Genomic DNA, 19,130 nt, shown 5'->3' on the forward strand with positions numbered 1-19,130 from the left:
CGCCGCCGGGCCCCACGGGCGGGGTCGGGGAATGTCAGCCGCGACGCGATTGGCGTGCTGTCCTGGCGGGTAGCCGGGTATCGGAGGGACTGGTGGGGTGCCGGGCGGCCTGGGGAGGTGGCGATGCCGGAGCGGTTCGAGGTCGGTCTGCCCGACGGCGTACGACTCAACGTCGAGGCGACGGGGCCGACGGACGCCCAGGTCACCGCCGTCCTGTTGCACGGCTGGACGTTGGACGGGCGCGCCTGGCACCGGCAGGTCGACGCGCTCACCGCGGCGTCGGTCGGCGGGTCGGTGCGGGTGGTCACCTACGACGCGCGGGGGCACGGTCGGTCCAGCTGCATGGCGTTGCCCACGGCCACCCTTGCCCAACTCGGCGACGACCTAGCGGCGGTGCTCGACGCGGTGGCGCCGGTCGGGCCGGTGGTCCTGGTCGGGCACTCGATGGGCGGCATGACGATCATGGAGTACGCCCACCGCCACCCGGCGCACTTCGCCGCCCGTACGGCAGGTCTGGTCTTCGTGTCGACCACCGCCGAGGGGCACACCCACACCGTGTACGGGCTCTCGCCGCGGATCGCCCGACTGATCCGGCTGGCCGAGACGACAGGTGCCGGAGTGCTGGCCCGGTGCGGCTCGTGGCGAGCGCCCCGGGCGCTGCTGAACGCGCTGCGACCGAGCATCCGGTGGATGCTGTTCGGCGACCGCTGCGAGTCGGCCGACATCCGGCTGGTGACGTCGGCGGTGGCTCGGGCCTCGCTGCGGTCGATCGGCGGGTTCCGTGCCTCCATCGGCACCCAGCACCGACTGGACACCCTCACCGCGTTGGCGCACCTGCCGGCCGCCGCCCTGGTCGGCGACCGGGACCGGCTGACCCCGCCGCCGTGCGCCGAGTCGATCGCCGCGGCCCTGCCGGCCACCGAGCTGACCGTCTGCCCGGGGGCCGGACACATGTTGATGATGGAGCGCCCGGACGAGGTGAACGCGGCGCTCACCGGCGTCCTGCGTCGGGTGTTCGCCGAACCGACGCCCCGGATTTCCGGCCCGGCCGCCGCCGGGACGGGCGTCTGAGCGCGTTCCCGCACCTCGGGCGCGGCGGGCCCGGCGCGGGGCCGTACCCTTCTGCGGTTGGCTTGCGCGGTTCCCGCCGCCCGCCGGCGACCTTCGAAGGAGCGTGCGTTGACCGACCAGACCGGCCTGGAGCAGGAGATTGCCGCCGAGCAACGACACCTCGACCGGGTGTACGCCCGACTGGCCGAACTGCGGCGCTCGGCGGTCCGCGCCGAGCGCGACGGCTACCGGATCGCCCGGGTGGGCACGCACGGCTCGTTGGTCGAGCGCGACGCGATGGTCTTCCACGCGGCGCAGCGGCGGCACGTCCTGGACGCCGAGTACGAGGGGTTGGTCTTCGGCCGGCTGGACCTGCGGGACCGGCAGGTGCTGCACGTGGGGCGACTCGGGATCCGCGACGAGGACGCCAGCACGCTCGTCGTGGACTGGCGGGCACCGGCCGCCGCCGCCTTCTACCAGGCCACGCCGGCGCAGCCGCTGGACGTGGTGCGTCGCCGCACGATCCAGTCCCGTGCCGAGCGGGTCACCCGGATCGAGGACGACCTGCTGGACCCGACGGCCGCCCCGGAGGGGATGACTGTCGTCGGCGACGGCGCCCTGCTGGCCACCCTGTCCAAGGCGACCGGCCGGGGCATGCGGGACATCGTGGCGACCATCCAACGGGAGCAGGACGAGGCGATCCGTTCGCCCGGTTCCGGGGTGACGATCGTCGCGGGCGGCCCGGGCACCGGCAAGACGGCGGTCGCCCTGCACCGGGCGGCGTTCCTGCTCTACTCCGACCGCAGCCGGTACGCCGGTGGCGGCATCCTGGTGGTCGGCCCGTCGGGGGTCTTCGTCGAGTACATCGCCTCGGTGCTGCCCTCGCTCGGTGAGGACACCGCCACCCTGCACTCGCTCGGCACCCTCTTTCCGGGGATGACCGCCACCCGCACCGACCCGCCCGAGGTGGCGGCCGTGAAGGGCTCGCTGCGGATGCGCCGGGTGCTGGAACGCGCGGTCCGCGACGCGGCGCCGGGCGGCCCGGATGAGCTGCGGCTGCTCTACCGGGGCACGCTGCTGCGGCTGGACCGGGCCGACCTGGACCGGATCCGGGACCGCGCGCTGCACCGCGGCGCCCGCCGCAACGAGGTGCGCCGGGCCGGCTTCGACGGCGTGTTCGCCGCACTCTGGGCGCAGGCCCGCGAGGTGGGCATCCGCCTGCCGGAGCAGCGGACCTTCGAGGCGGAGATCGCCGAGCGGTCGGAGTTTCGCGAGTTCCTCAAGGCGTGGTGGCCCCGGCTGCACCCGCGGCACGTGCTCGGTTGGCTGGCCCGGCCGGACCGGCTGCGGCGGTACGCCGGCGGGATCCTCTCCGGCGCGGAGATCCGGCTGCTCAGCGCCGCGTACCGGAACCTGGACACGGACGGGTTGACGATCGCCGACATCGCGCTGCTGGACGAGTTGGACGCCCTGCTCGGCAAGCCGGCGCAGCCGGCCAAGGCCCGTCGCGACCCGTTCCAACTCGCTGGCGGCGTCCGCGAGCTGAGCACCGCCAGCGACCGGCAGCGGGCGGCTCGGGCGGCGGCCCGGGAGCGGACGGAGGACTACCGGGAGTACGCGCACGTGGTGGTCGACGAGGCACAGGACGTCTCGCCGATGCAGTGGCGGATGGTCGGACGGCGGGGCCGCCTGGCCTCCTGGACGGTGGTGGGTGACCCCGCGCAGACCGCGTGGACGGGTGATCCGGAGGAGCTGAACCAGGCCCGGGACCAGGCGCTGGGCCGGCGTAAGCGACACGACTTCACCCTCACCACCAACTACCGCAACTCGTCGGAGATCTTCGCGGTGGCGGCGGCGGAGATCCGCCGGCTCTACCCCGACCTGCCGCTGCCGACCGCCGTACGCTCCACCGGGGTCGATCCGGTCGAGCTGGTGGTGCCCGCGACCGGGTTGGAGACCGCCGTCGTGAAGGCGGCCGCCGGACTCCTGGCCGAGGTGGAGGGCACGGTCGGCGTGATCACGCCGGTCCCCCGCCGCGACGAGGTCGCCGGCTGGCTCGACGCGCTCGGCGCGCCGCGCCTCCAGGTGGTGACCAGCCTGGAGGCCAAGGGCATGGAGTACGACGGTGTCGTGCTTGTCGCCCCGAGCGAGATCCGGGCGGATCCGGGTGCCGGGGTACGCACTCTCTACGTGGCGCTCTCCCGGGCCACGCAACGACTCACCACGATCGATCCGACCGGCTGATCCGGGGCATCGCGCCCGCGGACCAGCGGCCTACGCCACACTTGCATACATAGCGATGTGAGCATACATTTGACCCGGCCCCAACCGGCGGCGGAAGGTGGATCTCGTGGGCGCAGGTCATGACCACCACCATGGGTCGGTCGCCAATGCCGCACACCAGCACAGGGGCCGGCTCTGGGCGGCGTTCGGGCTGCTCGCCACCCTGATGGTGGTCGAGGCGGTGGCCGCCCTGCGCACCGGCTCACTCGCCCTGCTCTCCGACGCCGGGCACATGTTCACCGACGTGCTCGGCATCGGGATGGCGCTCGCCGCGATCACCGCGACCCGGCGGGCCACCACCGACCCGCAGCGCACCTTCGGGCTCTACCGACTCGAGGTGCTCGCCGCGCTCGCCAACGCCGTCCTGCTCTCCGGCGTCGCGATCTACGTGGTGATCGAGGCGATCCGCCGCTTCGGCGACCCGCACCAGGTCATCGCCGGCCCGATGCTCGCGGTGGCCGTGCTCGGCCTGCTCGCGAACGTCGCCGCCTTCGCCCTGCTCCGCGCCGGAGCCCGGGAGAGCATCAACCTGCAGGGGGCCTACCTGGAGGTGCTCGGCGACCTGCTCGGCTCACTCGGCGTGATCGGCGCGGCGCTGCTCATCACCGTCACCGACTGGTGGTGGGCCGACCCACTCGTCGCGGTCGCCATTGGCGCGTTCATCCTGCCGCGCACCTGGCGGCTGGCCCGCGCCGCCGTCCGGATCCTGGTGCAGGCCGCCCCGGAACACCTCCAGGTGACCGCCGTGCACGACCGGTTGGCCGCGGTCCCCGGGGTGGTCGAGGTGCACGACCTGCACGTCTGGACGCTCACCTCGGGCATGGAGGTGGCCTCGGCGCACCTGACCATGGCACCCGGCGCCGAGGTCGGCACGGTGCTCACCGCGGCGCGTACCGCCCTGCACGACGACTTCCGGATCGAGCACGCGACGTTGCAGATCGAGCCCGGCGCCGCCCCCGGCGCCTGCGGCTCGATCGAGTGGTGACAGCTTTCTCGTGACGACGCACGCACCGTCTGTCACATCGGCTGCAGCAGCCCCACCGGCACCGGTAGGCTCGGTCCCGGCCTCCACCAGGCGGCGCCCTCCAGGCGCCGGTGGCGGTCGCCGCCTAATCGCCCAACCGGGCGAACCGGGGAACCACGTTCCTGGGGTGCATCCGCGTCAGCGGTAGGGATCTTCCGTCCCGAACCCGTCAGCTAACCCGGTCGGCGGCTGACGGAAGGACATGCGCAGTGGCACCAGCACGACCACCCGCCGCCCGACTGGCGGCCCTGATCGTCGCGATGATCGCCCTCGGCGTCGCGCTCCCGGCCGGCACCGCCTCGGCCGCTCCCCCGACCGGCCTGCGGGCCGCCGCCGCACCCGACTCCGACGAGGAGGGCGGCACCCCCTCGCTACGCGCCCAACTCGAGGCCGCCAGCAAGGGCTACCTGGACGCGAAACGCGCTCTGGACACCTCAGTCAAGCGGCAGCAGCAGCTCGCCACCCAGCTGAAGGAGATCGAGGTCGAGCTTGCCCAGCGCGACGGCAAGGTCGGCCAGATCGCCGGCGTGGCATACCGCACCGGGCGGCTCGGCGTGGTGTCGGCGCTGCTCAACAGCAGCAGCCCGGAGGGCTTCATGGACCGGGCCGCCGCGCTGGACGCGGTGGCCGCCAACGAGGACCGGGTGCTGCGCGACCTGCTCGCCACCAAGGACCAGGCCAGTCGCACCCGGGCCGCCCTGAACGGCGAGATCGTCGAACAACGCAAGCAGGTCACGGTGATGGCCAAGCGCAAGGACCAGGCCGAACGAGCCCTGACCGTGGCCAACACCCCCAAGCCGAAGACCACCGCCGACACCGGCTCCAACCGGGGCACCTCCAGCGCCAACGCGAAGGCGGCGCCGCGCAACTCCGACGGCTCGTGGCCATCCGAGTCGTGCAGCGTCAACGACCCCACGCCCGCCAGCGGCTGCATCACCCCGCGCACCCTGCACGCGCTCAACCAGGCCAAGGCCGCGGGCTTCACCAGGTACGTCTCCTGTCACCGCCCCAGCGGCTCCGGTGAACACCCCAAGGGCCGGGCCTGCGACTTCGCCGCGCAGGCGAGCGGCTTCGGCGGCAACGCCACCGGCGGCGACAAGACGTACGGCAACAACCTGGCCGCGTACTTCATCCGCAACGCCGACCAGCTCGCCGTGCTGTACGTGATCTGGTACCGGCAGATCTGGCTGCCCAGCAGCGGGTGGAAGTCGTACAGCGGCGCGGGTGGCACCCCCTCCACCGACCACACCAACCACGTGCACCTGTCGGTCTACTGACCCACCCGACGGGTGGCCCGGCCCGAGCCGGGGTTGATCCACGCGCGATCGCCGACTCCGGGGTATCCGGACCACGGGTTACCCCGGAGCCGGCGATGTCGTGTTGACCGTGGCGTCGGGTGACGTCGTCGCCCGGGAGGGCTGTCGCCAGGCGGGCTGCCACCGGGCGGGCTGCCACCAGGCGGGCTGCCACCAGGCGGGCTGCCACCAGGCGGGCTGTCGCCAGGCGGGCTGTTGCCGGGCGGGCTACGTCGCCGGGCGGGCGGTTGCCGGGCGGCCTGTCGCAGGCGGGCTACGTTGCCGGGCGTACCGCTGATGTCGTCGGCGGTCGGACGACCCGGCGCGGGCCGGCGGGCAGCATCGCGGTATGCGTCGGATTTCTCCCACCGCCCGCAAGGGGCTCCTCACCCTGCACCTGGTCACCTCGCTCGGCTGGCTCGGCGCCGACCTGGTGCTCCTCACCCTCGGCATCGCCGTGCAGCGTGGCGCCGACCCGGCGGTGGTCTACCCGGTCACGGCGTTGGTCGGCACGGTGCTGTTCGCCCCGCTGAGCGTTGTGGTCTGGCTGATCGGGCTCGCCAGCGCGCTGCTCACCCCGTGGGGCCTGTGGCGCTACCGCTGGGTGCTGGCCAAGCTCGTGCTCACCACGGTGATGGTCGGGCTGGTGCTGTTCCTGCTCACGCCGAATCTGCGGCACGCCGGTGCGGTTGGCGCCGCCCTCCCCGCCCGGGACCGCGTCGACCTGGTGATCGCACCCGCGGTGTCGACGAGCCTGATGATCATCGCGACGGTGCTGTCCACGTACAAGCCGTGGGGCCGACGCCCCGTCGCCCAACCCGCCCGCGCGGGGCACGGCCGCAACCCATGACCGCGCCGCCGCGACCGCGCCCCGGGCGACCGCGCCCCGGGCGACCGGGCCGCCGCGACCGGGCCGCCACCACGAGATCCTGGACAACGCCGTTGCGTTAAGGCTGTGGTGCCCCCGACAGGTCAACCCGCTGCTGACTAACGGCTTGTAAACCAAGACGTGTCGAGCAGGATAATCGCGTCGATCTTGCACTTCTGTCGCCGCTTTCGACGTTAATGCACCAAATGTCGGGGCAGAAAGTGCAAGATCGCGATGCAGGGCCCGTTGACGTGCAGTCATTCCGCCTGACGCAACGGCGTTGACAACCTGGATCGTGCGCGATCGTGGGCGAGGCGACGGGCGCGGGCGCTCAGGCCGGGGGCGGGGCGTCGCCGGTGCGGTCGAGGGCTGGGCCGAGGCGGGCGGCGAGGGCAAGGTGAGCGGCTCGCGCCTGGCGGAACGCGTACCGGAACAGCGGCGTCGGCGCGGTCAGGGTGATCTCGACGTCGATCCGGACCAGGCCGTCCGGCTCCGTGCGCAGTCGGGTGTGGTTGCGTACCGTGGTGGCGGGCCACTGGCGGGCCACCATGACGATCTCGTCGGGCTCGCTGATCAGCACGTCCGCGTGGTACGTGGTCCGGAAGCGCAGTGGGCCGGCAACCAGCCTGTCGTTGATCGTGTAGCTGGCCAGGGCGCCGGGTCGGGGCGGCAGTTGGCGGACCCGGACGATGAGCGGATGCAGCTCGCCCTGCCGGGTCAGGTCACTGAGCATCGCCGCGGCCTCAGCCTGCGAGCACCGGGCCTGGACGGTGTAGCTGAAGGTATCGCTGCTGAGCACACGTCTCCCACCGTCGTTTGTCGCACGATCGTCCCGTACCGATGTTCGGCTGGCAACGCCCGACGGCCGCCGATGCCAGGACGAACCGCCGCCGATGAGATCTCGCATCGCCAGTTGTCGCATTAGGGTCGGTTAGTGAGGAATCATCCGACCGGGTGGAAGGGCGGCATCATGAGCGGCGACGACGGATGAGCGGGCACGTGATGGTCTTCGCGCCCACCCCGCAGCTCACGGTCACCGTGGACCAGCCGAACGACCACCCCGAGCTGCATCTGCACCCCGGCGGGCAGGGCGTCTGGCAGGCCCGGATGGCGATGTCGCTGGGTGTGGACGTGGTGCTCTGCGCGGCTCTCGGCGGCGAGATCGGCCAGGTGCTGGAGCCGCTCCTGGTCAGCGAGGGCGTGGACCTCAAGGTGGTGGTCCGCGACTCCGGCAGCGGCGGGTACGTGCACGACCGCCGGGGCGGCTCGCGGCAGGAGATCGCCGACGTACCCGGGCAGCCGTTGAGCCGGCACGAGCTGGACGAGCTGTACAACCTGGCTCTCGGCGAGGGCCTCCGGGCCGCGGTGAGCGTCCTCAGTGGGCCGAACGAGCCGTGGCTGGTCCCGGCCGACCTGTACCGGCGCTTCGCCGCCGACCTCGCCGCCAACGGCGGCCGGGTGGTGGTCGACCTCTCCGGCGATCACCTCGGCGCGGTGCTGCAGAGCGGCGTGTTCTTCCTCAAGGTGAGCCACGAGGAGCTGATCCGCGACGGCCGCGCCCGCAGCGACGACAGCCTGGAGCTGACCCGGGCCATGTACGACCTGCACGCCGCCGGCGCCGAGACGGTGGTGGTGAGCCGGGCCGACCAGCCGGCGCTGGCGCTCATCGACGGGGAGCTGTTCGAGGTCGAGATGCCCCGGTTGGAGGCCGCCGATCCGCGTGGCGCGGGCGACTCGATGACGGCCGGGGTGGCCGCCGTCGTGGCCCGCGGCGGGGACATCCGGACCGCCATCCGCACCGGCGCGGCCGCCGGCGCGATGAACGTGACCCGGCACGGCCTGGGCACCGGACGACTGGACTCGATCACCGGCCTGGTCGACCGGGTCCGGCTGGTGCCGGCGGACAGCCGGCCACAGGAACGGACCACCCCGGACGAGTTGGCCGACCGGGTGGTCGAACGATGACGTTGCGGGTGCTGATCACCAACGACGACGGGATCGCCGCACCCGGCATCCAGGCACTGGCCTGGGCGGCGGCACAGCGGGGTATGGACGTGGTGGTCGCCGCGCCGCTGGAGGAGGCGAGCGGCACCAGCGCCGCGATGAGCGCCGTCGAGCGCGACGGGCGGGTCGTCGTGAACGACCACCCGCTGCCGGACCTGCCGGGAGTGCCGGCGTACGGGGTGGGGGGCTCCCCCGCCTTCATCACCCTGATCGCGTTGCACGGCGCGTTCGGCCCACCGCCGTCGGTGGTGCTCTCCGGCATCAACCGGGGTGCCAACGCGGGCCGGGCCGTACTGCACTCCGGAACTGTCGGTGCCGCGTTCACCGCCGCCACGAACGGTTGCCGGGCGATGGCGGTCTCCCTCGACGTGCTCTCCGCCGGTGAGGCGACGGCAGCCAGCGGTGGTGCCGCCGTGGACGCCGCCGCCCGGGTACGCGACGCCGAGCGGCACTGGAGCACCGCCGCGCGGGTCGCCCTGGACCTGCTCCCCCGGTTGACCTCCGGGCCGATGGAGAGCGTGCTCAACGTGAACGCCCCGGACCTGCCGCACGGGCGGCTGCGCGGGGTACGACACGGCACGCTTGCCAGCTTCGGTCAGGTGCAGATGACGGTGGCCGAGTCCGGCCACGGCTTTGTCCGTACGTCACTCGAGGAGCCGGGGCAGGCCGCGCAGCCCGGCACGGACGTGGCGTTGCTGGCCGCCGGGTACGCGTCGGTGACGGCCATCCGAGCAGTCACCGAGGCGACGGACATCGACCTGACCGGACTGGACGACGAGCCCTGACCGTGCTGCCTGGTGGCGCTCAGGCGCCGGGCAGCACCTCGGGGGTGGCAGCGCCGGCGAAGTAGGGCTCCGGGGCACCGAACAGGCCGAGCAGGCCGGTCACCCAGAGCTGCCGGTGCACGAACCGGCTCGGCTCGGTGACCACCAGCTTGACGTCGCTGACCTCGGCCGTCTGGAAGCCGGCAACCATGGCGCTGATGCCCACGGAGTCGATGAAGGTGACAAGCCTCATGTTGAGCTCGATGCGGAGCGGCCGACCCTTGGCCAGCACCTCCGCGATCGCCTCGCGCACCTCGTACGCTGTGTCGACGTCGATCTCGCCCCGCGGGGCGATCTCCACGACTCCACCGGACAAAACCGACTTCACGATCGACAGGCTCACGCGAGCACCTCCACCCGCCCGTCCCCCGGGCGCCTCATCAGTACGCGGGCCGCGACCGAGAGTATTCCTCTGACGGCCTCGGTCGCCACCCCTCAGGATGAGCAATTCACGGATCCGACCCCACAAAGGCACCCATATCCGTACTTTTGAGTATCTGATTGCTCAAGACTTTTTGTTATTTGACCTTCGACGACCGGTCCGGACCGAGCGCCGCGAACCAGGGTAGCGGCCCGAGTCCGACACGCCCGACAACCGACCCCGACCGACGTCCCGCCCCGCACCACCGGCGTGTCGCCTGCGGACACCCGCACGCGGTTCCCCCGCTGCCGGCGCCACGCGGACCCGCCCGAACCGATGCCGACGCCACGCGGACACCCCGCCCGAACCGCTGCCGACGCCACGCGGACACCCGCCGGACCCGGTCCCCGTTGCCGACGCCACCTAGCATCGGGCCGGGAGACCCCCCGTAACGGAGAGGACCTTCGATGATCAAGCGACTTGCCGGTCTGGCCGGCGTCGGCGTTCTGCTCGCTCTCGTACTGGCCTGCGGTTTCGGCGGTGGGGACGACGATGACGACGATGACGACGACTTCGCCCGCGGCGTCGCCGTGGTGGGGGTGCGCTGAGTTCCCGGCGGCGCGACGGGGCCGGCCGGGTTTGCGCTCGGGCGGCCCTGGGCACTGGCGGGGTAGGCGAACCGTGACGCGCTGAACAGACGCCGAAGTCCGAAGTGGCCGGCGGCTTCGGCACCCGAGGAGGTAACCACGATGTTCGGAACCAACGTGCTGGACCGCCGCAGCAAACCGGAGCGGATTGCGGACCATGCCTGGGAGCACCTGCTCTCCGCCGTCAACTCGGCCGGAGACAGCGTGCGGGACACCGCCCGCTCGGCCCGTCGCAACAGCGGCGACCTCGCCGACGGTGCGGGTGACCTGGTGGGCTCCGCCGCCGAGGAGGCGCGACGTCGCGCCTCGCTGGCTCTCGACGCGCTCGCCGGTCGGCAGCCGGCTCTGCCCTGGACCCTGCTGATCGGCGCCGCGCTTGTCGGCGCCGCCGTTGGCTGGGCCGTCGGCTCCGCCGCGCGGGCCGCCGGCAGCCGGGACGACCACGCCCTCGACGACGTGGAGTTCGTCGACGTGGACCGGCCCAACTCTCCGGCGGTCTGAACGACCGAACGACGCAGGGCCGCATTCGACCTCGATCGAGTGCGGCCCTGCGTCGTTCGCGTTTCACGTGTCGATCATGGAGTTGTGTTGGGAGACAGAAGGCGCAAGCACCTCTGTTCCCCCGCCACGGCTCCATGATCGACGTTGTCGGGCCGGGGCGAGGGGCCGGGGGGCGGGGGTGGACCGGTCCGCCGGGTGCCGGACCCCTCAGGCAGCCCGACGGACCGGTGTTCGGGTGGTGATCCGGGCCGGATCACCAGGTCAGCGACTCAGGCAGGTGATGGTGGCCGGCGGCGCGTTGCTGCCGGTCCACGAGCCGAGGAAGCCGGCGGTGGTGGTGGCCCCGGCACCGAGCGCGCCGTTCCAGCCGCTGTCGCGAACCGAGACGACAGCCCCGGCCTGGGTGTGGGTCCCGCCCCAGAGTTGGGTGATCTGCTGCCCGTTGGGGAAGGTCCAGCCGAGCGTCCAACCGGCGATGGACACGCTGCCGGCATTGCGGACCACCAGCTCCGCCTGGAAGCCACCCGACCAGGAGCCGGTGACCCGATAGGTCGCCGTACACCCACTCGCCGGCGGCGGCGTCGTGGGAGGCGGTGTGGTCGGAGGCGGCGTGGTCGGAGGCGGTGTGGTCGGAGGCGGTGTGGTCGGAGGCGGCGTCGTCGGAGGCGGTGTGGTCGGAGGGGGCGTCGTCGGAGGCGGCGTCGTCGGAGGGGGTCCATCGGTCCGGTCGGCGACCAGGATGCCGCGCCCGTTGGAGCCGAGGTACACCCGGCCGTAGACACGGGGGTCACCGGTCAACGCCTCGGCCGGGTTGCCGTACTGGTGGCGGTCGTCGTTGATGCGTACCCATGTCGCGCCCGCGTCGTCGGAGCGGTGCACGCCGGGCTGACCGTTGACCGTGCCGTACAGGAAGACCGCGGGGTTGGTCCGCCCGGGCGCCGCCTTGCCGAAGCCGACGTTGCCGGAGGCGCTGACGCCGTCCAGCGTGGTGAAGCTGGCGCCGGAGTCGGTGGATCGCCACAGGCCGCCGGGCCCGGCCAGCCACAACTCGCCGGTACGGCCGGGCAGCGCCTTGAACCGGACGTCGGTGGAGGGCAGACCGGTCGCCGCCGTGGCGGTGAAACTCGCCCCACCGTTGGTGCTGAGGTAGAACCGCCCGCCGCTGAAGCCGTAGAACCGGTTGGGGTCGACCCGGTCGGACTCGATCGTCGCGTTGGCGGGGATGCCGGCCGAGGGCGCCCACGAGTTGCCGAAGCCCACCGAGTAGACCACCCGCTGACCGGCGTCACCGGGCGCCCAGACGAACCGGCTGCCGTCGGCCGCGGCGGCGACCGTGCCGCCGGTGTTGATCCCGGACGGTTCGGTGCCCTGGAACCAGGTGGCCCCACCGTCGGTGGAGAACGCGACATGGCTGTCGTTGGGTCGGTCGGAGTCGGTGAAGCTCCCGGCTCGCACCAGTGTGGCCGGCTTGCTCTCGGCATAGTCCAGGCTGGTGGTGGTCGTGAACACCGGCTGGGTGAACAGCATGGGCGGAATGGCGTCCAGGTCGGTGTGCCGGAAGCCACCGACGTCACCGAGCGCGCTGATCAGCGGTGCGCCGCTGGGCGGGCTGACCAGGTCGAGCACCGCCGTCTCCTCCAGCCCGCGGACCATCGGTCGGATGGTGAACTGGCCGCCGGTGTCCCACTTGGTGAGGTCGGTGGTGCCGTAGATGGTGGCACCGGTGCCGTACATCATCCGGTTGGAGTCGTGTGGATCGATCTCCACCGACTCGTTCATCCAGCCGAGCTTGGGCGAGGCCTCCGGGGGCGCCGGGTTGACGCCGAAGGTCAGCCAGGGCACCGAACTGATGTCCATGGTGTAGCGGCGGGACCGCTCGGGATAGCTGGTGAAGTCCCAGATCCGGGTCCAGGTCGCCCCGCCGTCGGTGCTGCGGAAGAAGATCGCGTCCGGCCACCAGGAGACCTGGGTGGCCACCATCAGCGTGTTGGGGTGCTGCCGGTCGATGGTGAGGCCGCTGTAGCCGAAGTAGTCGTCGCCGCTGGTGGAGGGCACCGGGCTGATCCGGGTCCAGGCGCCGGTCGACCGGGTGAACTTCCAGACGTCGCCCTTGCCGCCGTCGTACGGGCCACCGGTGTCGCTGGTGGCGATGTAAAGGTGACCGCCGACCGGGTCGACGACACCCTTGTGCGCCAGGTAGCCGGTGGGTTGGCCGGGAATGCGCGACCAGCTCACGCCCCCGTCGGTGCTGCGGTAGACCGGATTCTCCTTGTCCGCCACGCCCACGTAGATCGTCTGCGTCGTGGAGCCGGCGGTGCCGGTGCTCTTGTCGAAGCTGACCCAGGTCAGGCCCTGGTTCTGCCCGTTGTAACCGTTCGGGTCGCTGGGGTCGGCCCGGTAGTTGCCGACGTTCGGGAAGGCGGTGACCTTGGCCCAGGTCGCCCCGTGGTCGGTGCTGCGCCACAGCCCGTTGCCGCCCTCGGCGCCGTAGTAGACGATGCTGTTCCGGTTGGGGTCGACGGCCAGCCGCTCGCCCATGCCCCGGCCCGGCATGTTGCCGCCGTTCTTGAACGGCAACTCGGTGGTCTGCCAGGTGGCGCCCTTGTCGGTCGAGCGCAGGATCGCGCCGTTGTTCGGGTCCCAGCCGTTCGTGTACATGCCGACCGCCGCGTACACCCGGTTGGTCTGCACCGGGTCGGTGGCGATGCTGACCACGCCGTTGTAACCCCAGCGGTCGGCGCCCACCCAGTCGAGCAGCGGCGTCCACGACTGGCTGGCCTGCTCCCAGCGGTACGCCCCACCGATGTCGGTGCGCGCGTAGATCAGGTTTTTCTCGGTGGGGTTGAAGACGATGCCGGGCACGAAGCCGCCGCCGCCCACCGGGACGTTGCGCCAGGTGTACGCCTCCGCCGCGGTCGGGGCGGAGGCCGACCCGGCGGGGGTGAGCGGGACCACCACGACGGCTGTGGCGGCTGCCAGCACGGTCACGACCGTGCTGGCGAGACTTCTGGGCATCTGTGGTTCCTCTCGGGAGGCAACCCCGGGGGACGGGGTTGATCACCTGGGAACGCCGTGCCCGGGGGACGGGCACAACGACGGGACGGACGGAGCTGCCCTGGCTCCCACCACCCGACGCGACGGCTCCCGCAATCGAGGAATGTGACTACCGTAACCGAAGTTGACTCGCTTTGGAAGCGCTCCCAGCGACTGCGAGTACCGAGGTCCCAGCCGTGCCTTCACCCGGTGCGGGTGAGGACGGTTCACCCGGCCCGGCGGCAGGCTCGGACCCCGGCGGACCTCCGGCCGCAGCCGCCACCGGTCCGCCACGCCCGTCGAGGCGCCACGAACGCGGTGGCCGCCGCGAGGGCGAGCGAACCACGCAGGGAGGAGGCCAGATGGCGATCGCCGAGATCGACCGCACCGACCAGGACATCCAGTCCGCCGTGCTCGACGAGCTGACCTGGGAACCGAGGGTGCAGCCGCACGAGATCGGCGTGACCGTCGCCGAGGGCGTCGTCACGCTTGGCGGCCGGGTGGACAGCTACGCGAAGAAGTGGGCCGCCGAACGGGCCGCCCACCGGGTCGCCCGGGTCCGGGCGGTCGCCAACGACCTGGCCGTACGACTGGCCGACGGCGGCGAGCGCGCCGATCCCGACCTGGCCGCGGCGGCCAGCCACGCGCTGGAATGGGACGCGTTCGTGCCCATCGAGAAGCTCCAGGTCACCGTGTCGGCCGGCTGGGTGACGCTGCACGGCGAGGTCGAGTGGGAATACCAGCGCCGAGCCGCCGAGCGGGCCGTGGGACGGCTCACCGGCGTTCGCGGGCTGAGCAACGGCATCACCGTGCGGCCGACCGCCGCACCGGACGGGCGAGATCTGGCCGACCGGATCGTCGACGCCCTCGCCCGGGCCGGGGCGACCGAGGCCGAACGGATCAGCGTCCGGGTGCACGGCGACACCGCGATACTCGCCGGGTTGGTCCACTCGATGCCCAAACGGGCCGAGGTCGAGCAGGTGGCGTGGTCCGCCCCGGGCATCCGGGAGGTGCAGAACCACATCGCGGTCGCGCCGGTGCTGCGCTGAGCGAGCGCGGGCGAGGACTCGACGGGCGCTGAGCGAGCGCGGGCGAGCACCCGACGGGCGCTGAGCGAGCGCGGGCGAGCACCCGACGCGCCCTGGGCGAGCGCGGAACCACCCGGGGTGGGTGAGCCGGACTCACCCACCCCGGGGACAGGCTGGGGGCATGAGTGATCCGAACGGGCTGATCCGACCGGGGCGCCCCGCGCCCGGTTTCACCCTGCCGGCCACCCCGGACGGGGCCCGGACCGGGCCCGAGCAGTTCCGGGGACGACCGGTCGTGCTCGCCTTCTATCCCGCCGACTGGAGCCCTGTGTGCGGCGACCAGATGTCGCTCTACCAGTCGGCGGCACCCGTGTTCGCCCAGTACCGGGCGGTGGTGCTCGGCATCTCGGTGGACAGCATCTGGTCACACCGGGCGTTCGCGGAGAGCCGGGGCATCGAGTTCCCCCTGCTGGCCGACTTCGAGCCGAAGGGCGAGGTGGCCCGCCGCTACGGCGCGTACAACGCGCAGGGTGAGTCGGACCGCGCGCTCGTGGTGCTCGACCCGGCCGGGGAGGTGACCTGGAGCTACGTCTCGCCGCCCGACGTCAACCCGGGCGCCGACGGCATCTTCGACGCGCTCGACCAACTCGCCGCCGATCGGAAGGTGATGACCGGATGACCACGCCACTGCAGGTGACCGCCCGACTCCGGGACCCGGTCACCACCGAGGACCACATCCGCGGGCCGGCCGACGCGGCGGTGACCGTCGTCGAGTACGGCGACTTCCAGTGCCAGTTCTGCGGTGCGGCGTACCCGAACCTGCACGAACTGCTGCGGCAGCGGGCCGACACCGTCCGCCTCGTCTACCGCTACTTCCCCATTGCCAACGTGCACCCGTACGCCGAACGCGCCGCCGAGACGGCCGAGGCCGCCGCGGTCCGGGGCCGGTTCTGGGAGATGCACGACTGGCTCTACGAGCACCAGGACCAACTCGACCCGGTGCACCTCTCGCTCGGTGTCGAGCAGGTCGGCCTGCCGCCGGACGAGTTGAACGCCGAGGTGGAGAACCGGGCGCACGCGGACCGGGTGCGCCGGGACTTCGTGGGTGGCATCCGCAGCGGGGTGAACGGCACCCCCACCCTGTTCGTCAACGGTGTCCGCCACGAGGGCGGGTACGACCTGGCCGATCTGCTGGCGGCAGTCGACGGGGCCGGCGACGCCTGACCGCCGACCCGCTCAGATCAGCCGCAACTCGCGCGCCCGCCGGACCGCTTCACGCCGGCGGGTCGCGTCGAGTTTGCGGTAGATGTTGCGAACGTGGGTCTTCACCGTGTTGACCGACAGGGACAGCTCGCTGGCGATCTCCACGTTGGACAGGATGCTCTGCAGGTAGCGCAGGATGGTCAGCTCCCGCTCGGTGAGCGGCTCGTCGAGCCCGCCCCTCGGCTCGGCGGCCGGCCGGGCAGTGCTCGGCCCGGCACCGCGTACCAGGTCGCTGACCAGGGTGAAGTGGGCGGTGCCCGCGTCCAGGTGGGCGGCCAGCAGGTCCCGGGCCGGCCCTCCGGCGTGGGTGAAGACCCGCCGGCAACCCTGCGGTCCGGCCAGATCCAGCACCTGCTCCAGGAGCCGGCCCGCCCGTCGCCCGTCCCCGGCCCGCTCGGCCAGCACCGCGTCCAGCAGGCCCGCGTCCAGGCGTACCGGCAGGGGCCAGGCCGTGGCCGCCGGCGCCTGCCAGCCCGGTAACCGGCGGCCGGCGGCAGCGGCGTCGCCGGCCAGCAGCTCGACCTTCGCCGACGCCACCGCGAGCACCGGGTCGGTGCCCGCGTCGGCCAGCAGGTCACGGGCGGCGTCCAGGTCGCCCCGCTCGGCGCGCAGCTCGGCCTCGGCGGCCCGCAGCAGACTTGTCAACTCGACGGCGGACGGCTTGTCGACAAGCGCCTCCCGAGCCCGGACGAGAAGTCGTTGGCCGGCCGCCGGGTCGCCCGAGTCGCGGTGCAGGTGCGCGCGGCACAGCGCGGCGACCGCCGCGGCCACCGGTTCGCCGCGAACGGCGGGAGGCCAGCCGTCCGCGTCCGGATCGGGGCCGCCGACCCGGCCGCCGGTGACGCCGAGCGCCGGGCCGGCGAGGTTGAGGTTCGCCGTGGCCTCGTCGGGCTGGTCGCGCAGCAGCGCCACCTGGGCCAACGCCAGGTACGCGTAGGCGCAGTCGAGCCGACACGACCAGCCTCGACACGGCGGCATGCCCAGCGCTTCCCGGGCCGCCTGCTCGGCCGCTCGCAGCTCACCGCGGACCGCGAGCAACAGCGCGGCACGGCTGGTGGCGACCAGTTCGGTGCGGGGCCGGCCCGCCTCCCGACCGGCCGCCCGGGCGCGGACGAACCGGGCGGTCGGCAGCGCGCCGCCGGCCAGCTCGACAAGCCCCAGAGCGGTGCCGGTGAACGCCCGCAGGTCGGCATCGTCGGCGGCGCCGCCCCCACCGGACGTCGGTGAGGAACCGGCTGGCGAGGCGGAGTCCGCCAGCCGGATCGGCGCGAAATCCGGCCTGCGGGGCGACGCAGCGTCCGGCAGCCGGGTCGGCGCGGAATCCGGCCTGCGGGGCGGCGCGGGGTCCGCCAGACGGGTCGGCGTGGCGTCCGGCGGGCGGGTCCGCAGCAGCCGGGCGGCGGCGGCCCGCACCTCCACCGGGTCGTCGGCGAGCCGGGCCACGGTCAGCTCCAACGCGGTGACCAACCGCAGGAAGCGTTGCCGGCGCGGCACCGGCAGGTCTCTGGCGTGCTCGGCGGCGGCCCGCAGGTGACCGGTGGCAGCCGTCAGATCGCCGGCGAACGCGCGCTCGGCGGCGTAGGCGAGGGCCACCTCCGGGTCGGCGCGGACCACCTCGGCCGACGGGGCCACCGGGGCCGGGGCGTGCGCCGGCGCGCTGTCGTACCGGACCAGTTCCGGCCAGTGCGCGACGAACAGGTCGCCGGCCAGGTCCCACCGGCCGGCGGTCAGCGCGTGCCGCAGCGCGTCCGCCGGCCGTCCGTCGCCCGCGTACCAGTCGGCCGCCCGCACGTGCAGATCGCGTACCTCGGGGCCGGGCAACCGGGCCAGGTCGGCGCGGAGCAGGTCGGCGAGCAGCGGGTCGCAGCGGTACCACGGCGGTCGGGTGTCCTCCCGGTGCAGCAGTCCACCGGTCCCGGCCAGGTCGGCGAGCGCCTGCCCGGCGTCGGCACGCCCGGTCAGCGCCGCGGCCAGGTCCGCGCAGACGGTCTCGACGACGGCGGTCCGGCGCAGCAGGTCTTCCTCGGTCGGGTCGAGCGTCGCCAGCACCTCCTCGCGGAGGTACCCGGCGATCTCCGGTTGGTCGCCCCCGAACTGCCCCACCCAGCGCCCCGGGTCGGGCTGCCCGCGTACCGCCAGGGCGGCGATGCGCAGCGCGGCCGGCCAGCCCCCGGCGCGTTCGCGCAACTGGCGCACGTCGGCCGCCGGCAGGGCCGCGCCGTGCGCGGTGAGCAGGTCGGCCACCTCGTCGTCGGTGAACGCCAGCTCGTCCGGGCCGATCTCGGTCAGCTCGCCCGCGAGGCGGAGCCGGTGCAGGGGCAGGTGCAGCCCGGCCCGCGCCCCGATCACCAGGCCCAGTCGCTGCCCGGCATGCCGCAGCAGGAACTCCACGCTGCTCAGCGCCTCCGGGTCGGCGACCCGGTGCAGGTCGTCGAGGATCAGCAGCACCGGCCGGTCCGCGGCGGCGAGGGTGGCGGCCAGCGCCTCCAGTTGGTCGGGACGTGGCGGCCGGTCGGGCACCGGACCGTCCTCCGCCGACCCGGTGGCGGTCCGCAACGCCGCCGCGAGGTACGCCCAGAGCCGCGAAGCGTCGTCGCCGACCTCCACCGACACCCAGGCCAGGACCGGGCTGGCCGGGACCGAGAGGTCGCCGGAGTCGGGTACGACCGCGCCCGGCGCGACGTCGGGCGTCCCACCGTCGAGCCGCGCCCACGTGGCGAGCAGTGTGGTCTTGCCCCAGCCGGCGGGGGCGGCGACCAGGGTGACGGGTCCGGCAGCGCCCTCGTCCAGCCGGCGCAGCAGCCGGGGCCGGGCCAGCACCGGCTGCGGGGGCACGGCCGGGCTCAGCCGCGACGCCAGCAGCGGTCGCTCCGGTGCCGTGTCCACGCGTACGCGACTCTGCTGTTCCGGCACCCAGCCCCACCCCCACCACGCGCTCCGCCCCCGGTC

At 73.2% G+C, this 19,130-nt stretch carries 16 protein-coding genes and 1 riboswitch; of the genes, 12 read left to right on the forward strand and 4 right to left on the reverse strand.

Going from position 1 to position 19,130, the window contains the following annotated elements; genetic code table 11:
• Window positions 1–123 precede the first annotated feature (123 nt).
• The 5 genes from ACGFH8_RS06135 to ACGFH8_RS06155 all read left to right on the forward strand — a co-directional run bounded on the left by ACGFH8_RS06135 (window position 124) and on the right by ACGFH8_RS06155 (window position 6,502).
• Window positions 124–1,071: an alpha/beta fold hydrolase gene (locus tag ACGFH8_RS06135; protein WP_393364048.1), complete on the forward strand. Its 948-nt coding sequence runs from the start codon at window positions 124–126 to the stop codon at window positions 1,069–1,071.
• Window positions 1,072–1,179: 108 nt separating this feature from the next.
• Entirely contained in the window at window positions 1,180–3,294 is a 2,115-nt protein-coding gene (locus ACGFH8_RS06140) for a HelD family protein (RefSeq protein ID WP_393364051.1), read from the forward strand.
• A gap of 106 nt (window positions 3,295–3,400) precedes the next feature.
• Window positions 3,401–4,318 (forward strand): cation diffusion facilitator family transporter, encoded by a 918-nt coding sequence (locus ACGFH8_RS06145; protein ID WP_393364054.1) that lies wholly within the window; start codon window positions 3,401–3,403, stop codon window positions 4,316–4,318.
• A gap of 111 nt (window positions 4,319–4,429) precedes the next feature.
• A riboswitch (cyclic di-AMP (ydaO/yuaA leader) is annotated at window positions 4,430–4,561 on the forward strand.
• Between the two features lie 5 nt (window positions 4,562–4,566).
• Window positions 4,567–5,634: a coiled-coil domain-containing protein gene (locus ACGFH8_RS06150; protein ID WP_393364057.1), complete on the forward strand. Its 1,068-nt coding sequence runs from the start codon at window positions 4,567–4,569 to the stop codon at window positions 5,632–5,634.
• A gap of 367 nt (window positions 5,635–6,001) precedes the next feature.
• Window positions 6,002–6,502: a hypothetical protein gene (locus ACGFH8_RS06155; protein ID WP_393364060.1), complete on the forward strand. Its 501-nt coding sequence runs from the start codon at window positions 6,002–6,004 to the stop codon at window positions 6,500–6,502.
• Window positions 6,503–6,851: 349 nt separating this feature from the next.
• Here the strand turns inward: ACGFH8_RS06155 and ACGFH8_RS06160 are convergent, their stop codons facing one another.
• Window positions 6,852–7,319 (reverse strand): SRPBCC family protein, encoded by a 468-nt coding sequence (locus ACGFH8_RS06160; protein WP_393364063.1) that lies wholly within the window; start codon window positions 7,317–7,319, stop codon window positions 6,852–6,854.
• Between the two features lie 188 nt (window positions 7,320–7,507).
• On the opposite strand from ACGFH8_RS06160, the gene ACGFH8_RS06165 reads away from it, so the two are divergent.
• Both ACGFH8_RS06165 and surE read left to right on the forward strand, forming a co-directional pair.
• Window positions 7,508–8,485, forward strand: coding sequence for a PfkB family carbohydrate kinase (locus ACGFH8_RS06165; RefSeq protein WP_393364066.1), 978 nt, complete (start codon window positions 7,508–7,510; stop codon window positions 8,483–8,485).
• Window positions 8,482–9,309, forward strand: coding sequence for a 5'/3'-nucleotidase SurE (surE, locus tag ACGFH8_RS06170; RefSeq protein ID WP_393364069.1), 828 nt, complete (start codon window positions 8,482–8,484; stop codon window positions 9,307–9,309). The genes ACGFH8_RS06165 and surE overlap by 4 nt, the downstream gene beginning before the upstream one ends.
• Before the next feature lie 19 nt (window positions 9,310–9,328).
• On the opposite strand, the gene ACGFH8_RS06175 is transcribed toward surE, so the two are convergent.
• Window positions 9,329–9,691, reverse strand: a complete 363-nt coding sequence (locus ACGFH8_RS06175) for an STAS domain-containing protein (protein ID WP_030330302.1) — start codon at window positions 9,689–9,691, stop codon at window positions 9,329–9,331.
• Window positions 9,692–10,176: 485 nt separating this feature from the next.
• On the opposite strand from ACGFH8_RS06175, the gene ACGFH8_RS06180 reads away from it, so the two are divergent.
• Both ACGFH8_RS06180 and ACGFH8_RS06185 read left to right on the forward strand, forming a co-directional pair.
• Window positions 10,177–10,317, forward strand: a complete 141-nt coding sequence (locus ACGFH8_RS06180; protein WP_393364072.1) for a hypothetical protein — start codon at window positions 10,177–10,179, stop codon at window positions 10,315–10,317.
• Between the two features lie 141 nt (window positions 10,318–10,458).
• Window positions 10,459–10,857 (forward strand): hypothetical protein, encoded by a 399-nt coding sequence (locus ACGFH8_RS06185; RefSeq protein ID WP_393364075.1) that lies wholly within the window; start codon window positions 10,459–10,461, stop codon window positions 10,855–10,857.
• A 261-nt stretch (window positions 10,858–11,118) separates the two neighbouring features.
• On the opposite strand, the gene ACGFH8_RS06190 is transcribed toward ACGFH8_RS06185, so the two are convergent.
• Complete coding sequence (locus ACGFH8_RS06190; RefSeq protein WP_393364079.1) at window positions 11,119–13,872, reverse strand: cellulose binding domain-containing protein; 2,754 nt, start codon at window positions 13,870–13,872, stop codon at window positions 11,119–11,121.
• Between the two features lie 380 nt (window positions 13,873–14,252).
• Here ACGFH8_RS06190 and ACGFH8_RS06195 point away from each other — a divergent pair, with 380 nt between their 5' ends.
• The 3 genes from ACGFH8_RS06195 to ACGFH8_RS06205 all read left to right on the forward strand — a co-directional run bounded on the left by ACGFH8_RS06195 (window position 14,253) and on the right by ACGFH8_RS06205 (window position 16,142).
• Complete coding sequence (locus ACGFH8_RS06195; RefSeq protein WP_393364082.1) at window positions 14,253–14,939, forward strand: BON domain-containing protein; 687 nt, start codon at window positions 14,253–14,255, stop codon at window positions 14,937–14,939.
• Between the two features lie 160 nt (window positions 14,940–15,099).
• Window positions 15,100–15,597 carry a redoxin domain-containing protein gene (locus ACGFH8_RS06200; protein WP_393364085.1) on the forward strand — a complete coding sequence of 166 codons (498 nt, stop codon included), beginning with the start codon at window positions 15,100–15,102 and terminating at the stop codon, window positions 15,595–15,597.
• Window positions 15,594–16,142, forward strand: a complete 549-nt coding sequence (locus ACGFH8_RS06205; protein ID WP_393364088.1) for a DsbA family protein — start codon at window positions 15,594–15,596, stop codon at window positions 16,140–16,142. Before ACGFH8_RS06200 ends, ACGFH8_RS06205 begins: the two co-directional genes overlap by 4 nt.
• Before the next feature lie 12 nt (window positions 16,143–16,154).
• Here ACGFH8_RS06205 and ACGFH8_RS06210 read toward each other — a convergent pair whose 3' ends face one another.
• Window positions 16,155–19,094, reverse strand: coding sequence for a LuxR C-terminal-related transcriptional regulator (locus tag ACGFH8_RS06210; protein WP_393364090.1), 2,940 nt, complete (start codon window positions 19,092–19,094; stop codon window positions 16,155–16,157).
• Window positions 19,095–19,130: the final 36 nt, after the last annotated feature.

This window comes from Micromonospora sp. NPDC049175, assembly GCF_043197345.1.
Lineage (GTDB): Bacteria > Actinomycetota > Actinomycetes > Mycobacteriales > Micromonosporaceae > Micromonospora.

Bases quoted from the DNA above. Each gene is read 5' to 3' on its own strand.
- surE (WP_393364069.1), top strand. From the start codon at position 8,482: ATGACGTTGCGGGTGCTGATCACCAACGACGACGGGATCGCCGCACCC.
- ACGFH8_RS06180 (WP_393364072.1), top strand. From the start codon at position 10,177: ATGATCAAGCGACTTGCCGGTCTGGCCGGCGTCGGCGTTCTGCTCGCT.
- ACGFH8_RS06205 (WP_393364088.1), top strand. From the start codon at position 15,594: ATGACCACGCCACTGCAGGTGACCGCCCGACTCCGGGACCCGGTCACC.
- ACGFH8_RS06155 (WP_393364060.1), top strand. From the start codon at position 6,002: ATGCGTCGGATTTCTCCCACCGCCCGCAAGGGGCTCCTCACCCTGCAC.
- ACGFH8_RS06190 (WP_393364079.1), bottom strand. From the start codon at position 13,872: ATGCCCAGAAGTCTCGCCAGCACGGTCGTGACCGTGCTGGCAGCCGCC.
- ACGFH8_RS06185 (WP_393364075.1), top strand. From the start codon at position 10,459: ATGTTCGGAACCAACGTGCTGGACCGCCGCAGCAAACCGGAGCGGATT.
- ACGFH8_RS06165 (WP_393364066.1), top strand. From the start codon at position 7,508: ATGAGCGGGCACGTGATGGTCTTCGCGCCCACCCCGCAGCTCACGGTC.
- ACGFH8_RS06195 (WP_393364082.1), top strand. From the start codon at position 14,253: ATGGCGATCGCCGAGATCGACCGCACCGACCAGGACATCCAGTCCGCC.
- ACGFH8_RS06135 (WP_393364048.1), top strand. From the start codon at position 124: ATGCCGGAGCGGTTCGAGGTCGGTCTGCCCGACGGCGTACGACTCAAC.
- ACGFH8_RS06200 (WP_393364085.1), top strand. From the start codon at position 15,100: ATGAGTGATCCGAACGGGCTGATCCGACCGGGGCGCCCCGCGCCCGGT.